Source organism: Paenibacillus sp. FSL H7-689 (assembly GCF_000517905.1).
Taxonomy (GTDB): domain Bacteria; phylum Bacillota; class Bacilli; order Paenibacillales; family Paenibacillaceae; genus Paenibacillus; species Paenibacillus amylolyticus.
On the sequence record NZ_ASPU01000028.1, the window covers coordinates 110,740 to 126,423 of the forward strand.

The following is a 15,684-nucleotide window of genomic DNA, read 5'->3' on the forward strand; positions in this document are numbered from 1 at the left end:
AATCTATGTATATTACAACCGGTGAAAAGGAAGCGGCTTTACTTGTGGAGCGTGCCCGAAACCTTGCTGAAACAACAGGGGGTACTTACGTGCGCCGTAATAAAATGTCTCTGCCCATGATGATTGAACACTATGAGGCGGAGGAAGTTCTGGTTGTACTCCAGGGTAAAGTGCGTTTATTTCGGAAGGATTCACCGTTGCTGGAGTTCCACCCCAGCATGGGATTTGTTCGTGCCAAACGTATATTGCGAGGAGAACCTGATCCACTGCTGGAGGCGGGGGCGGTGAATGAAGGGGATACCATCATCGATTGTACAGCCGGACTGGGCACGGATGCACTGGTGTTCTCGGTTGCAGTGGGTAAAAGTGGACGGGTGATTGCATGTGAGAGCTCTCTTCCGCTATACACACTATTAGTGGAAGGGATGTCTCAATATGAGACGATCAAGCCAGCGGTAAATGAAGCTTTCCGGCGTATTGAGCTGCATCATGCGAATCATCTCGATTTGCTTCGATCGTTGCCAGATCAAAGCTGTGACACCGTATATTTTGACCCCATGTTTCGTGAGCCAATGATGGATTCAAGTGCTATACAGCCCTTGCGAGATTATGCAAATGCTCACGCGCTGGATGAACAGAGCATTATGGAAGCAAAACGGGTTGCCCGTAAACGGGTAGTCATGAAAGAAAAGCGCGGCAGCGCGGAGTTTGACAGGCTCGGATTTGAAATACTTGATCGGGCGAATGCAAAAACCCTGTACGGAGTGATTAATGTTGAAAGTGGAAGTTAAACCAAAACCTAAACTGCTTGTGTTGGTTGGACCAACAGCAGTAGGCAAAACAAGAATGAGCATCGAGCTTGCCCAAGCTTTCAATTGTGAGATTATCTCAGGAGATTCGATGCAGGTATATCGAGAAATGGATATCGGAACTGCCAAGATTACCTCTGAAGAAATGAAGGGTGTACCCCATCATCTCATTGATATCCATGAACCGGAGTATCCGTATTCTGTGGCCGAGTTTCAGGAGAGTTGCACACGATTGATTAGTGAAATCCACGAACGCGGTAAAATGCCTTTTATTGTAGGGGGCACCGGTCTGTATGTGGAATCTGTATGTTACGGCTTTCAATTTTCGGATAGCGGTTCGGATGAAGCGTTCAGAGAGGAACAATTCAGCTATGCTGAGCTAAATGGAGCTCAGGCCCTTCATGATCGACTGAGGGAAGTTGATCCCGTTAGTGCGGATCGTCTGCATCCGAATGACCAACGGCGAATTGTACGTGCGCTTGAGATCCATCATCTCACAGGAGAGAAGTGGTCTGATCAGCTGGCAGTACAGAAGAAAGAGTCACCTTATGACCTTCTTATTGTTGGTTTGACAATGGATCGGCAGAAGTTGTACGCCCGGGTAGAAGAGCGGATTGATCTGATGATCGAACAAGGTCTTGTGGATGAAGTGAAGTCCCTGTTGGAACGCGGAGTAGCCAGAGGTCATATTTCCATGCAAGGGCTGGGGTATAAGGAGATTGCAGCGTTCCTGCAAGGGGAAGTGAGTTGGGAAGCTGCGGTTGAGTGGTTGAAGAGGGATACACGTCGGTTTGCCAAACGGCAGCTTTCCTGGTTCCGCCATATGAAGGATATTGAATGGGTGGACATGACGGATACCCAGGATTTTGAAGGGAAATACAAGCAGATAAGTGAATTGATTACACAAAAATTTGATTGATTTGAGCGATTGTTAGTATTCTTCTGACAGGCATCGATTAGATCAAGATATGTAAACCTCTACCTTCTGGTCATCAAAAGGATAGAGGTTTTTATTTATCACTAGAACAGATGGTAGAGATTAAGTATTCGGCAAACAACGAATAAATGTGCTTTAAAATGAAGAATTTGTCCCTCTTTTGCAAAACAGACAAGCGGTGTATAATGGATAAGTCTTCTATTTGTTCTCCTCGCTAAGAATGGGGGTAAAATAGCAGACAAGGGGTTTTTGTGGATTATATGAAACTGTTCATGATATAATAGCACGAAAGCTACTCAGCGATATTGAATATTACTTGAACACGAATTCAAATGAACCAATGGGGGTACGGCTAATGAACAAGTCCATCAACATCCAAGATACGTTCTTGAACCAACTGCGGAAAGAAAATATTCCTGCTACGGTCTATCTGACCAACGGCTTCCAAATCCGCGGGACGATCAAGGCATTTGACAATTTTACGATCGTCATTGACAGCGACGGACGCCAGCAAATGGTCTACAAGCATGCCATCTCCACGTTCACGCCGCAACGCAGCGTATCGCTGATGCAGCAAGATAACAGCGGCGAAGCTTAAAAAAATTACGAAACCTTTTCACCAACCATTTCGTCTACAAGTATAGGTATTGAAACAGAGCAACCTGAATAAAGGGTTGTTCTTTTCATTCCGGGCAAAATATGTTTAATATATGCCTGAGCCTACAGACGATTAGAAATTATGCAACCGAAAGGGAGTCAGGAGGTAACATGCCAAACGATCCGTTGTCGAGGTCTAACAATCGCAACAACAATAACAAGTCACCCAAAAAAGCGAAGCCAAAGACCTCTAAAAAGAAAAAAATTACGGGTAAACGCGTTGGATGGACACTGTTTTTCACAATGGCAATCGCCATATTCTGTGCACTTGGCGGATATTTATTTATTATGGTGAGTGGTGAAAATCTGCTCAAAGCCAATAAGGACAAAACCACAATTAATGAAACTTCAAAAGTATATGATCGCAATGGCCAATTAATGGGGGAACTATCCATTCAGAAGCTGGAACCTGTCAAAGAAGATGATATTCCTGAGCTGGTGAAGCAAGCCTTTGTTGCAACGGAGGATAAGCGATTCTACGATCACCAAGGCGTGGATATTTGGTCCATTGGGCGTGCGGCGGTTAAGGACGTCATGGCTCGTTCCATGGTGGAAGGTGGTAGTACACTAACCCAACAGCTTGCCAAGAACATGTTCTTGTCCCGTGACAAAACGTTCTTCCGTAAAGCAACGGAAGTATCGATTGCCATGGCATTAGAGCGCAAGTACACAAAAGACGAAATCCTGACGATGTATCTGAACCGGATTTTCTTCGGTCATCAGCGTTACGGGATTAAAGCGGCATCTGAATTTTACTTTGGAGTTACTGATCTCAAGAGGTTGAAGTTGTGGCAAATTGCTACATTGGCAGCTATGCCGAAAGGGCCTTCTGCCTATAATCCGGTGAGCAATCCAAACGACTCAAAAGCACGTCGAGGTGTGGTATTGCAGTTGATGTATGAACAAGGCTACATTACCAAGGCGGAGATGGACGAAGCAAAAGAGATTAACTATAACTACAAGCGACCAGAGAAAGACAGGAAGTATCAAGGTTTTATAGATTATGTGCTCCGTGAAGCTGAACGAGTAACAGGTAAAACGGAAGATGATTTGAATATCGGCGGATACAAAATCTATACGACCATGGATGCTCAGGCTCAAACAGCCATGGAAACGGCCTTCACAGATGACAGTCTGTTCGAGGCAAGCAAAGATGATCAACAGGTCCAAGGCTCCATGGTTATCATGAACCATGAGAATGGTAGCCTCGTTGCCCTCTTGGGTGGACGGGATTATCAGACTAAAGGTTATAGCCGTGTAACGCAGAGTCGAAGACAACCAGGTTCAGCTTTTAAACCGATTGTGTCTTATGCACCGGCGCTTGAATCAGGAAATTACAGTGCCAATTCGTCGCTGAGTAATGCGAAGCAATGTTTTGGTAACTACTGTCCTGGTAACTTGCATGGATATTCTTCAACGATCAGTATGACTGAAGCCATTACGAAGTCGGAAAATATTCCTGCGGTTTGGCTGCTTGATAAAATAGGCGTTAACACAGGCATTAATTTTGCCAAGAGTGTAGGTATACAGCTGACAGATGAAGACAAAAACTTGGCGATTGCCCTCGGTGGTTTAAGTAAAGGTACAAATACACTGGAAATGGTGCAAGCCTATAGTGCATTTGCCAACCTCGGAGAATACCGACAAGCCTATGCGATTAAAGAAATCAAGGATAGCGCAGGCAAAACCACTTATAAACATGATAACTCGGACACAACGCGTGTCATGAGTGAGCAAAATGCGTATCAGCTTACACAGATGCTGCAGAACGTCGTTAATGACGGTACGGGACGTTCAGCACGTCTGGATCGTCCGGTAGCGGGTAAAACAGGAACAGTTCAAAGTGGTATCTCTGGCAACAGTGCCAACCGTGATGTATGGTTTGTTGGATACACCCCGGAATGGACTGCCGCAGTCTGGATGGGCTATGACAATCCGGATGCCAATCATATGCTTAAGAACAGCAGTAAGCTGTCGGCAGCTTTCTTTGCCAAAGTCATGGGAGATGCTTTAAAAGGCGTTCCAGTGAAGCAATTCAAAGCACCAGCTGGAGGGCAGGCACCTCCGCCAGTAGAAGAACCAGAAAAGCCAGCTCTGTCCGTTAGTGGGCTGAGTGGATCATACGATCCAAATGCACAAACCGTCTCCCTGAGTTGGACTGGAACGGGTGACGCGAGTACTCAATATCGGATTTATCGGAAAGAAACATCTGAAGCGCAGTTCACTCATCTCATTGATGCAGTAGGAGCGACCAGTGCACAAGATTTAAGTGCGTTGCCTGGTCTAACCTATGAGTACTATGTGACAGCTTACGACTTGGCATCAGGACTTGAGACGGATCCTTCCAACACCATCTCCTTGATGATTGAAGCGCAGGAAGTGCCGCCGGAGGAACCTGATCCTGGTATAGACCCTGGAACAGAGATAGATCCTGAGCAGCCAGGTACGGAGAATCCGGACAATGGTACACCGGATAATGGCAACTCGAACGGTAATAACGGTAATGGAAATGAAAATGGCAACAACGGAAATGGTAATGGTAATAACGGAAACAATGGCAACGGTGGTAATAACGGCGGAAACGGTCAACCTGGGGAAGGCAATACGACCCCACCTGGTCAGGGCACAACAGATCCTGGCGGAAATGGTGAAGGTCCCGATGATGGGGGCGTAACAACGCCGGGCGAAGTTGTAACTCCGGACAGCGGAACAAGTGGGGATACTGGAGGGACAGATGCACCTGCAGATTCCCAAGCTGGCACCGGCGGCTAAGCCAATGAATCACTAAATAGCTACAACGAAAAACTGCTCCCCGGGAAACCGGTGAAGCAGTTTTTTGTGTTATACAGAACCAACTGTAATGGAAGCTGATTTGATGAATAGGTGGGACAAAGCTTGATTTTGAGTGTAAACCTTAAATATGGTAAGCTGTAACTATTCGTAATACGTTGTGCAAGGGCGGACCCAGAGCGCTGGAATCCATCAGGCGGACGTTATTACATTGTTCACCAATAACATCAGAGCAGGTCACGGACCTGTAATCGGCAAAGAGGGGTTCGTATGAAACGGAAATTCGGGGATCGCGCGAACTGGCGCCGGATTACGAACCGACAATTCACATGCCGGTTCGTTCAATCCAAAATTTTCACAGGTTATATTACGTTGTACACCATACAGGATTTGAAAGAACCTCTGTGGAAAACTTATGGAGGCAGTACCTTCTGTATCGCAGATAAAGGTTATTCCTGGCTGCAATACTATCCGAAGGGAGAGCACTTTGTAGTTACGGCGATGTTTGACGATAAGGAACGGATTGTAGAGTGGTACATTGATACATGTCGTAGTCAGGGGATAACCGATCAGGGTGTTCCTTGGTTTGATGACCTGTATCTGGATGTCGTAGTATTGAAAGATGGGGAAGTATTTTTGCTGGATGAAGATGAGCTTGAAGATGCACTGTCACGAAAACATATTACAACGGGTGATTATGACTTGGCTAACAAGACGGCAAAGGAACTGCTGCATGCCATTGATGCACATGTATTCCCATACTTTCAGTTATCACTGAAGCATAGGCCAAGTTTGTTTGAGAACGGAGAGTTTCGAAAAAACATTCAGATTTGAGTCATCTACTTATCCGTAGAATTCTTCATGATCCTTCTAATATTGGAGCACCTGATAGAATACATTAATAATCAGGAGAGTTCAGCCCGATAAAATAGAGGTGATGGCGAATGAACGGACGGGTCATGGCTGCAGGAGAGCAACCAGGAGGCAGACCATCCAGACAAATTAATATTGTGTTGCGTAACCAGGAACCTCAGATGTTGGTCAAAGATGAAGCAGCGGCAGTACAGGCAGCCAAGAGTATAACCAAACATGCGCACTTCCAGGAGATACAGGGTGAATTGGAGCAACTGGTTGGACTTGAAAATATCAAAGACTTGGTGTTTGAGATCTATGCTTTCCTACAGATTGCTCAGATGCGTACCGAAGCAGGCTTACTTAGTGGTGCGCACGTGTATCATATGATCTTCAAAGGCAATCCGGGGACCGGTAAGACCACCGTGGCGAGGATCGTTGCCAAACTCTTTCAGAAGATGGGTGTGTTGAGTAAAGGGCATCTTATTGAAGTAGAGCGTGCGGATCTGGTTGGAGAATATATTGGTCACACGGCGCAGAAAACAAGAGATCTGGTTAAGAAGGCACTCGGTGGGATATTGTTCATTGATGAAGCCTACAGTTTGGCCCGTGGGGGAGAGAAGGATTTTGGCAAGGAAGCTATTGATACGCTTGTTAAGTCCATGGAAGATAACAAAAATCAGTTTATACTGATTCTTGCTGGTTATTCAGATGAAATTGATTTTTTTCTCCAGACCAATCCCGGATTACCTTCCCGCTTTCCCATTCAAGTGGAGTTTCCAGACTATAGTATTGATCAGTTGATTCAAATCTCTGAGATCATGGCCAAAGAGCGTGATTATATTCTAATGCCACAGACCATACTCAAGCTAAAGCAACATTTGCTTCAGGAAAAAAATGATTCGCTGCATGCGTTCAGTAACGCCAGATATGTTCGTAATGCTATTGAACGTTCGATCAGACATCAGGCGGTTCGTTTGTTGGAACAATACTCGGAAGGCAGTCCAGGAAAACTGGAGCTGATGACAATCCGTACAGAGGATTTGAACTTTGAGCGAAAGTAAGCGATAATATAGTTTTTACACCAGCCGGCCGGGCCAACCGGTTCGGCTTAAGGCATGCCATGGCATATTCGTGGCAATGTATATCAACGGATTAATTTAGTAATTAGAGGGAGTGAACATATACATGACAAATGGCACGCATGATACAGATATGGTCAAAAAAGATCGCGCCGTCTTGGTGAGTCTTGTTACGGATGATGTAAAACGCACAGGTATCAACCCTGAGTACTCTTTAGAGGAACTGGTGAAACTTGCCGAGACAGCTGGAGTGGAAGTGCTAAGTGTACTTTCTCAGAACAGGGAAAAACGTGATACCAAATGGTTCATTGGTAAAGGTAAGGTGGAAGAGCTCCGTGCGATTGCAGAGGAACTGGGAGCAACTACGGCTATTTTTGATCAGGAATTGTCAGGTGCACAGGTTCGTAATCTGGAAGAAACACTCGACCTCAAAATTATTGACCGTACCCAATTGATTTTGGACATCTTTGCACAACGTGCCAACACTAGAGAAGGTATTATTCAAGTGGAATTGGCTCAACATAGTTACTTGCTACCACGTTTGTCGGGTCATGGTAAGAACCTGTCCAGACTCGGGGGAGGAATCGGGACAAGAGGCCCAGGTGAAAGCAAACTGGAGACAGACCGCCGTCACATTCGTGGTCGTATCGATGATCTGAAGCGTCATCTGGAAGAATTGACTCGTCATCGTAAATTGCATCGTGAACGCCGTAAAAAAACAGGTATTGTTCAGGTAGCCCTTGTTGGTTATACCAATGCTGGCAAATCAACCTTGCTCAAGCAGTTGACGGCTGCAGATGTGTATATTCAAGATCAGCTATTCGCTACATTGGATCCCACATCACGTACGATGGAACTTCCGAGTGGAAAAGAAATCGTCCTTACCGACACGGTTGGATTTATTCAAAATCTACCGCATGATCTGATTGCAGCATTCCGTGCAACACTGGAGGAAGTGAATGAAGCAGACCTGATCCTGCATGTTGTGGACGCCTCATCAGCTATGCGTGAAGATCAGATGCGGACGGTTAATACAATTTTGCAAGAACTTGGTTCAGGGGACAAGCCGCAGTTAGTCCTGTATAACAAAAAAGATGCGTGCACACCAGAGCAGCTTGAGATGCTTCCATTGGATAAAGACCATATTAAAGTAAGCGCATTAGACGCGGAGGATCTGCTTAAAATCCGTGAATTCATTCAGACAGAGCTGACAGGTGATACGAAGCGCTTCCGTATTCCGGCAGAACGTGGTGATCTTACGTCGGTACTCTATAAAATTGGTGATGTAGTGGATACCAGCTTTGAAGAGAATGATGTGATTTATGAAGTTGAATTGCAAAAAGGTGAATATGAGAAATTTGGTTATATGCTTGAAGAATTCATTGAATTGTAATATTCATGACATATTGATGTGATAAGTTACACGATAATGGATATTCGACGTCAGATTCGTGCTATGAAGGGGAATGAAGTAAGATGGTAAGCTTTGATTCAGAAATATCTGAACTTCAACGTCAAGTGGAGCGTCAGATTGAAGGACAACTGCAACAGATTGATCGGATCACAGATCACAATCAATGGAAGGTGATTCATGCTTTCCAACAGCGAAAAGTAAGTGATTTTCACTTTGCAGGTTCAACAGGTTATGCCTATAACGATCGTGGCCGTGAAGTGCTTGATGAAGTATATGCTGATGTTTTCGGCGCGGAAGCCGCGTTGGTGCGTCCTCATTTTGCTTCAGGTACTCATACGATTAGTACAGCTCTCTTTGGAGTTTTGCGTCCAGGTGACGAATTATTGTACATCACGGGTAAGCCTTACGACACATTGCATAAAGTTATTGGCGAACCCGGTGATGGTACAGGTTCATTACGCGATTTTGGCATCGGTTACCGTGAGACGGCCTTAACTGATGAAGGTGGAGTGGACTGGGCAGCAGTTGAAAAAAGCATTACACCGGCTACAAAAGTCATTGGGATTCAACGTTCACGTGGTTATGACTGGCGCTCATCCTTCTGTGTTGCTGAGATTGCTGACATGGTTACGCGTGTTAAAGAGCTTAAGGAAGATGTCATCGTATTCGTAGACAATTGTTACGGTGAATTCACGGAGGAACGTGAACCGACAGAAGTCGGAGTTGATCTGATGGCCGGATCACTGATCAAGAATCCTGGTGGAGGCATTGCGGAAACCGGTGGATACATATGTGGGAAGGAACAATACGTACAGCTGGCAGCTTATCGTCTAACAGCCCCTGGAATTGGGGGAGAGGTTGGAGCAATGCTGGGGACAACACGTGGCATCTACCAAGGACTTTACATGGCACCGACAATTGTAGGACAAGCTATCAAAGGAAGTACGTTTGCTGCTGCGATGTTTGCTGAATCCGGATTTGTAACCAAACCCGCCTGGAATGAAGCTCGCACAGATCTGATCCAGGCTGTTAAGTTTAGCTCTGCCGAGCATCTGATCGCCTTCGTGCAGGGGATTCAGCGTGCAGCAGCTGTGGATAGCCATGTGGTTCCTGAACCGTGGGATATGCCTGGTTATGAGCACCCTGTCATTATGGCGGCAGGTACGTTCATTCAGGGTGGAAGTCTGGAATTATCAGCCGACGCGCCTATTCGGGAGCCGTATATCGGGTATATGCAAGGCGGATTAACGTACTCTCATGTCAAATATGGCGTTTTGATGGCGTTACAGACTATGAAAGATCGTAAATTATTGTGAGTTTATCTAACACGTCATTGACACTTGGTAATAACTAAATGTACAATAGGGTGAAGAATAGATGACTGGAAGGTTGATGAACATGGGTGATGAAATCCGCAGAAATATGGCCTTATTCCCAATTGGTATTGTAATGAAACTTACGGATCTGTCTGCACGTCAGATTCGTTACTATGAGCAGCACAGCTTGATCGTTCCTGCGAGAACGTCAGGTAATCAACGGTTATTCTCTTTTAATGACGTAGAGAGATTGCTAGAGATCAAGGCTTTGATTGAAAAAGGAGTTAACATCGCGGGCATCAAACAAGTGATGAATCCTGTTTCAAAAGAATCCGAGGAAGCTACAGTTATCACGCCAGATACTGAAGTTAAACGCAGAGAGCTGTCCGATACGCAGTTGCACCGCTTGCTGAAGCAGCAGCTTGTATCAGGTAAGAGACCAGGACAAGTATCTCTCATTCAGGGAGAGCTTTCCCGATTCTTTAATAAAAATTAAATTCGCATAACTTGGCGAGTGAGGGGAAAACATGCACTTTTGGTGTGAGACTCCTTGACCCGTGGAACTTTCTAATGTACAAATATAACAGGCAAGCCAAATACGCAGATAAGAAAGGGAGAGGTTATAGTGAGTTATACAAAAGAAGACATTCTCCGCATTTCGAAAGAAGAAAACGTACGATTCATTCGATTGCAATTTACTGATTTGCTTGGAGCTATCAAAAACGTTGAGATTCCTGTGAGTCAGTTGACTAAGGCTCTGGATAACAAAATGATGTTCGATGGATCTTCCATTGAAGGTTATGTACGTATTGAAGAGTCCGACATGTACCTCTATCCAGATCTAGATTCTTGGCTTATTTTCCCATGGGTTGCAGAGAACCGTGTTGCACGCCTGATTTGCGACGTATATCTTCCGGATGGTAATCCGTTCCCAGGAGATCCACGTGGCATCTTGAAACGAAACCTGAAGGAAGCCCAAGATATGGGATTCACTTCCTTTAACGTTGGTCCTGAACCCGAGTTCTTCTTGTTCAAAACCGACGAAAAAGGAAACCCAACTAACGAACTGAATGACCAAGGTGGTTATTTCGACCTTGCGCCTACGGATCTTGGTGAAAACTGTCGTCGTGACATCGTTATCACACTTGAAGAAATGGGCTTTGAGATCGAAGCTTCCCACCATGAGGTAGCTCCAGGTCAGCATGAGATCGACTTTAAATATGCTGATGCTCTGAAAGCTGCTGACCAGATCCAAACGTTCAAACTCGTTGTTAAAACGATTGCACGTCAGCATGGTTTACATGCTACATTCATGCCGAAACCGCTGTTTGGTATGAACGGATCCGGTATGCACTGTAACCAATCCTTGTTTAAAGGCAATGAGAACGCATTTGTTGATGAGTCGGACGAGTTGGGTCTGAGCAAAACTGCTCGTCACTTCATGGCTGGAACTCTGAAGCACGCACGTGCGTTTGCAGCAATTACTAACCCAACTGTGAACTCATACAAACGTCTTGTACCAGGTTATGAAGCACCTTGTTATGTAGCATGGTCTGCTAGTAACCGTAGCCCAATGATTCGTATTCCAGCTTCCCGTGGTCTGAGTACACGTGTTGAGGTTCGTAACCCGGATCCGGCTGCTAACCCTTACCTGGCTTTGTCTGTTCTGTTGAAAGCAGGTCTGGACGGAATCAAACGTGAGCTTTCCTTACCAACTCCAATTGACCGTAACATCTACATCATGTCAGAAGAAGAGCGTGTGGAAGAAGGCATTCCAAGCTTGCCAGCTGACCTGAAAGAAGCATTGAATGAATTGATCCGCAGCGAAGTCATCTGTGATGCTCTCGGCGACCACGCCTTGGCTCACTTCTATGAGCTGAAAGAAATTGAGTGGGATATGTATAGAACACAAGTCCACCAATGGGAACGCGATCAATATATCACATTGTACTAGTCGAAAAAACCTTGTAACTACGGGTTTTGAAGGAATGAACCGGGGAACGTTTTGAGGGAATTGCACTTCTATTGAGGTTGCGTCCCCCAAACGTCCCCCGGTTTTTGATTTTCTGATCCAAAAATACGGGAAGTGTACTCTTCATATTTATCAATGTTACACTTCTCTAGCTTTTTAGAAATATGAGCATACATATCGGATGTAATTTGCACACTGCCATGCCCAAGCTGCTCTTGTACAAATTTTATGTCGGCCCCAGCTTCAAGCATGATCACGGCATAGGTATGTCTGAAGGAATGGATCGTTAAATCCTCACTTAAACCCGCTTTTCTCAAAATTCTCTTCGAAGCATTAAAAAGACTAGATTTAGGCATCGGACTACCATCATTCCTGCACAAGACGAGATTTAAATCGTGTCTGTACATGGACTCCCCTAAATTGATCTTATTTTGATTCTGCCATGAAGCATGATACCTCAAATCATTTATGATTCCGTTACTTACATTAATGGTGCGGGTAGAATTTCCGGTTTTTGTATCTCCGAAAAGTTCGTCCTCGTCTTCAGCTTGAAAATCGAGTGTTACATCAACACGGATCATCTTTTCTTTGAAATTGATATCCGACCACTTTAGAGCGGCAGCTTCGCCTTTTCGTAACCCCGTTTCAATAAGCACTTTGAAGAAAATCCAATAAATGTACCCATACCCTCGAGCCGTATGAAGAAATTTGGGGATGTCTTCTGAATCAATGAATTGGATCGTCTTCTTTTTGTGCGCTCCTTTAATAATTGAACCTTTACATGGATTGCGTAATATTTTTCCTTGAATCAGTGCATGTTCCATGGCTGAGTATACAGTAGAGTTGATGATCTCAACCGTACGTTTGCTGAGTCCCTTTTTAAATAGAGAGTCTAAAAAGACCTGATATATATCTGGTTTTAAATCTTTGAGCATCAGACGCTTAAAATAAGGTTTGATATGGGTATTAAGGTTGTTTTCATGTAGTTTGATCGTATTCTTTCGTACAACTTCTTTTTTGTAGTTATTTATCCAATTTCGAATGTAATTGACCAAAGGAATGTCGGTCTGTTCGAACCCTTGCTTTAGCTGCCTTAAAAATTCAGCAGCAGCCAATTCAGCTTCTGGTTTAGTTCGAAAACCAGCCTCGGATTTCTCTTTTTGTTGTTGAGTGAACGGATCGGTGTACTTTAACCGATACCTCCAGCCACTTTTTAATTTCTTGAAAATTGCCAATTTGATTCCTCCTAATGGAACGTTAGTTCCTTTTTTGTGTATGTAAAACCGCCTCACGGCGATGTAAGCGTAATTTTGAGCAGAGTAGTGAAATGTTCTGGGTTAAAGATGAAAAAGGAGAAAGAGCTTCAAATTAAAGCCGGAAAAGATATTTTAAAGAAATCATCAAAAAACGAGCCTTCGGTAACTAAGGCTCGTTTGTGCAGGAGTCATATTTGGCTCCAATAACTATGTTTGGATTAGTGCAGAGGTTTCTTGCGGAAAAGTAACTAAAACAATTCCACCCTATTTCACAGGATTTGACCATACTTTAGCTTTAAAGTTCTTGTCCTTGGTTCGAGACCAGAACTTGTACCGATTGCCGAAAAGGAAATGATCTGATTACCGATTAGATAAGTATTTAACTACTTGTCACTGCTCTAATTCATTAAGCTAGCGGGCAGTTTAGTTTAAGATTAACTGCGGTGAACCATATCATCGCTAGTGATAAAGCAGAGAATTGAACTGGATATCGCATCGGCAACGCTGAGTTTGCAGGAAGGAGCTTAAAGTATTCACGTACTCGATACATGTGGAGTGTCTAATATTGATGGTCCGTAAGGAATAGATGAGATGTGACAGTTTAGCTCAAACGACTTAATTGTATAGTGTTGACACTTCGCCCACTTGGAGTAATATGTTACTATTGAGATAGCATTCTATTTCCAATGAAGACATATTTTAGTTTGAATGTTATCTATGAAGGGGAGACACTATGACAATGTTCGAGATATGTTCTATACAAAGTCTATTTTATGAACAACGGCGGTTGTTTGTATAGAGCTAATAATATAAGTAACCGCTTAAATCCGGATAGTGATAATTGTTATAGTGTAGACTTTACTACCTTAAAATTCAACTATTTTAAGGAGCGGCTATCATGAGATATGTAAATGCCGACATCATCTTTCCAGAAGAATTACTAAATGAAATACAAAAGTATATTAACGGTGGATTGGTTTACGTCCCTAAATCAAAAGGTTTGCGTAAAAAATTGGAGTGAAAATTCAGGCAGTAGAAAAATTTTAATCTTAGAAATGATGAAATCCGGCGAAAGTTTCTCGATGGTGGCACTATCGAGAAACTTTCAGATCGATTTTTCTTTTCAAGCGATACTATTAAAAAGATCGTTATACAAAATAATAGTTTAACAAAAGTCGCATTGGAAGAAATTCTAATGTGACTTTTTTGTGTATATTATGGTTTAAATTGTTTACTACATATTTTCAAGCTTTTACTATCGTTATAATAACATATAAGAGAAGTAGTTGGTTTACTTCATAAAACTGTAGGGGCATAACAAATGAATGATTTTTTTAGATTTGATACTGATGAAGAACGGCGGGCGTTATTAATCAGAGCAAGGAAAGTCGCTTTATCTGCAATTCGAAAGTATGACTTAGAATGGGATAACATCCAGTTTATTCAACTATCCGATACGATCACCTATAAAATTGAAACCAGTACAGATAACAATTATTTACTTCGCATTCATTCGGACCGATTAAGCAGAGAGGAAATTCGTTCGGAGCTCCTACTGTTACAAGCCCTGAACAAATCGAAAGATCTAACTGTACCAGAAGGGATGGCAAATTGTGATAGTATTTATGTATTGGACATCGAAACAGAGATAGGATATAGGCGCCCTTATGTAACGATGATGCGGTGGATAGAAGGTGAAAAAGCAGTAGGTGAATTTACAGATAATCAAGCATATAATATGGGTGTATTGATGAGCAGGCTCCATGCAGCGGCAAAGGATTTCAATCCACCTTCTGATTTTGTAAGACCTACTTGGGGAGTAGAAAGTTTTAAACGTGAAATGGCTAAGTTGGAACGTTATTATGAACGTTTTTTATCCGAAGAGGGGTGGAAGCTGTATCAAGATGCAGCTGAGAAGGTCGTATCCCAACTTACCACGATGCATCCAAGTGAACATAACTATGGGCTCATTCATGCTGATTTACATACCGGTAATATGGTTTTTAGAGATAATCAACCCTATCCGATTGATTTTGGAAGATGTGGGTACGGATATTATCTCTATGATATGGCAGGTACCATATTGGAGCTTTGGCCAAAACATCGATGGATGCTTGTCCAAGGTTATGAGAGTATTAGGAAGTTGGAAACGGACTATATTCGGGATCTGGAATGTTTTTTTGTCATGTTCATGATCGAGAACACCTGCCATCACTCCTCTGATCCAAGAGAAACAACCAGTTTAATCGATGAACAAAAGTATGCCCAAGCATACATAAGAGAATATTTAAATGGTAATCCATTTTTATTCGAAGTGATCGAGCCTGTAAATGTGGATTAATACTAACCGATACCGGGCTAAAATAATGATATCTTATGGTGATGATTTACAATAGGTCGCTGTTTAGAGTGTTTGTTCGTATCATCAAGTTTTAAAAACGTGAGCTATGACTTCGAGTTTATATAAGATCTACTTGTGTACTTAGCGCTGAAACTTTTCTGTTTATTATGAAGATTTATGCTTATTCATGAAGTTTGTCCGATCCAATTGTTCTTCAGCTTCTCTAGTTCCCCTTCATTTTCGGGGTGTATTTTGACG

Annotated in this window: 13 protein-coding genes; 12 read left to right on the plus strand and 1 reads right to left on the minus strand. The window is 43.4% G+C overall.

Annotated features, from left to right (window positions below; translation table 11 throughout):
• The first annotated feature begins 5 nt into the window (after positions 1 to 5).
• From C170_RS20125 to glnA, 10 genes are all read left to right on the plus strand, one after another.
• Positions 6 to 791: a class I SAM-dependent methyltransferase gene (locus C170_RS20125; RefSeq protein WP_036613556.1), complete on the plus strand. Its 786-nt coding sequence runs from the start codon at positions 6 to 8 to the stop codon at positions 789 to 791.
• Positions 772 to 1,728: a tRNA (adenosine(37)-N6)-dimethylallyltransferase MiaA gene (gene miaA, locus C170_RS20130; protein ID WP_036613558.1), complete on the plus strand. Its 957-nt coding sequence runs from the start codon at positions 772 to 774 to the stop codon at positions 1,726 to 1,728. The genes C170_RS20125 and miaA overlap by 20 nt, the downstream gene beginning before the upstream one ends.
• 373 nt (positions 1,729 to 2,101) lie before the next feature.
• Positions 2,102 to 2,344: an RNA chaperone Hfq gene (hfq, locus tag C170_RS20135; protein ID WP_017687918.1), complete on the plus strand. Its 243-nt coding sequence runs from the start codon at positions 2,102 to 2,104 to the stop codon at positions 2,342 to 2,344.
• A 170-nt stretch (positions 2,345 to 2,514) separates the two neighbouring features.
• The gene (locus tag C170_RS20140) at positions 2,515 to 5,175 is read left to right on the plus strand and encodes a PBP1A family penicillin-binding protein (RefSeq protein WP_036613559.1); all 2,661 of its coding nucleotides are present in this window, start codon (positions 2,515 to 2,517) and stop codon (positions 5,173 to 5,175) included.
• Positions 5,176 to 5,463: 288 nt separating this feature from the next.
• The gene (locus tag C170_RS20145) at positions 5,464 to 6,027 is read left to right on the plus strand and encodes a DUF402 domain-containing protein (protein ID WP_036613560.1); all 564 of its coding nucleotides are present in this window, start codon (positions 5,464 to 5,466) and stop codon (positions 6,025 to 6,027) included.
• A gap of 110 nt (positions 6,028 to 6,137) precedes the next feature.
• A complete protein-coding gene (locus C170_RS20150) occupies positions 6,138 to 7,109 on the plus strand; it encodes an AAA family ATPase (protein WP_036613563.1) in 972 nt (323 codons plus the stop codon).
• Positions 7,110 to 7,233: 124 nt separating this feature from the next.
• A complete protein-coding gene (hflX, locus tag C170_RS20155; protein WP_036613565.1) occupies positions 7,234 to 8,520 on the plus strand; it encodes a GTPase HflX in 1,287 nt (428 codons plus the stop codon).
• An 83-nt stretch (positions 8,521 to 8,603) separates the two neighbouring features.
• Entirely contained in the window at positions 8,604 to 9,857 is a 1,254-nt protein-coding gene (locus C170_RS20160) for a methionine gamma-lyase family protein (RefSeq protein ID WP_036613567.1), read from the plus strand.
• Between the two features lie 82 nt (positions 9,858 to 9,939).
• A complete protein-coding gene (locus C170_RS20165) occupies positions 9,940 to 10,353 on the plus strand; it encodes a MerR family transcriptional regulator (RefSeq protein ID WP_017687924.1) in 414 nt (137 codons plus the stop codon).
• Between the two features lie 129 nt (positions 10,354 to 10,482).
• A complete protein-coding gene (gene glnA / locus C170_RS20170) occupies positions 10,483 to 11,811 on the plus strand; it encodes a type I glutamate--ammonia ligase (protein ID WP_036613569.1) in 1,329 nt (442 codons plus the stop codon).
• Between the two features lie 68 nt (positions 11,812 to 11,879).
• On the opposite strand, the gene C170_RS20175 is transcribed toward glnA, so the two are convergent.
• Positions 11,880 to 13,064: a tyrosine-type recombinase/integrase gene (locus C170_RS20175; RefSeq protein ID WP_036613572.1), complete on the minus strand. Its 1,185-nt coding sequence runs from the start codon at positions 13,062 to 13,064 to the stop codon at positions 11,880 to 11,882.
• A gap of 919 nt (positions 13,065 to 13,983) precedes the next feature.
• Between C170_RS20175 and C170_RS31520 the strand changes: the two genes are divergently transcribed.
• Positions 13,984 to 14,106, plus strand: coding sequence for a hypothetical protein (locus C170_RS31520; RefSeq protein ID WP_268745234.1), 123 nt, complete (start codon positions 13,984 to 13,986; stop codon positions 14,104 to 14,106).
• Positions 14,107 to 14,406: 300 nt separating this feature from the next.
• A complete protein-coding gene (locus C170_RS20185; RefSeq protein WP_036613574.1) occupies positions 14,407 to 15,426 on the plus strand; it encodes a phosphotransferase enzyme family protein in 1,020 nt (339 codons plus the stop codon).
• Positions 15,427 to 15,684 lie beyond the last annotated feature (258 nt).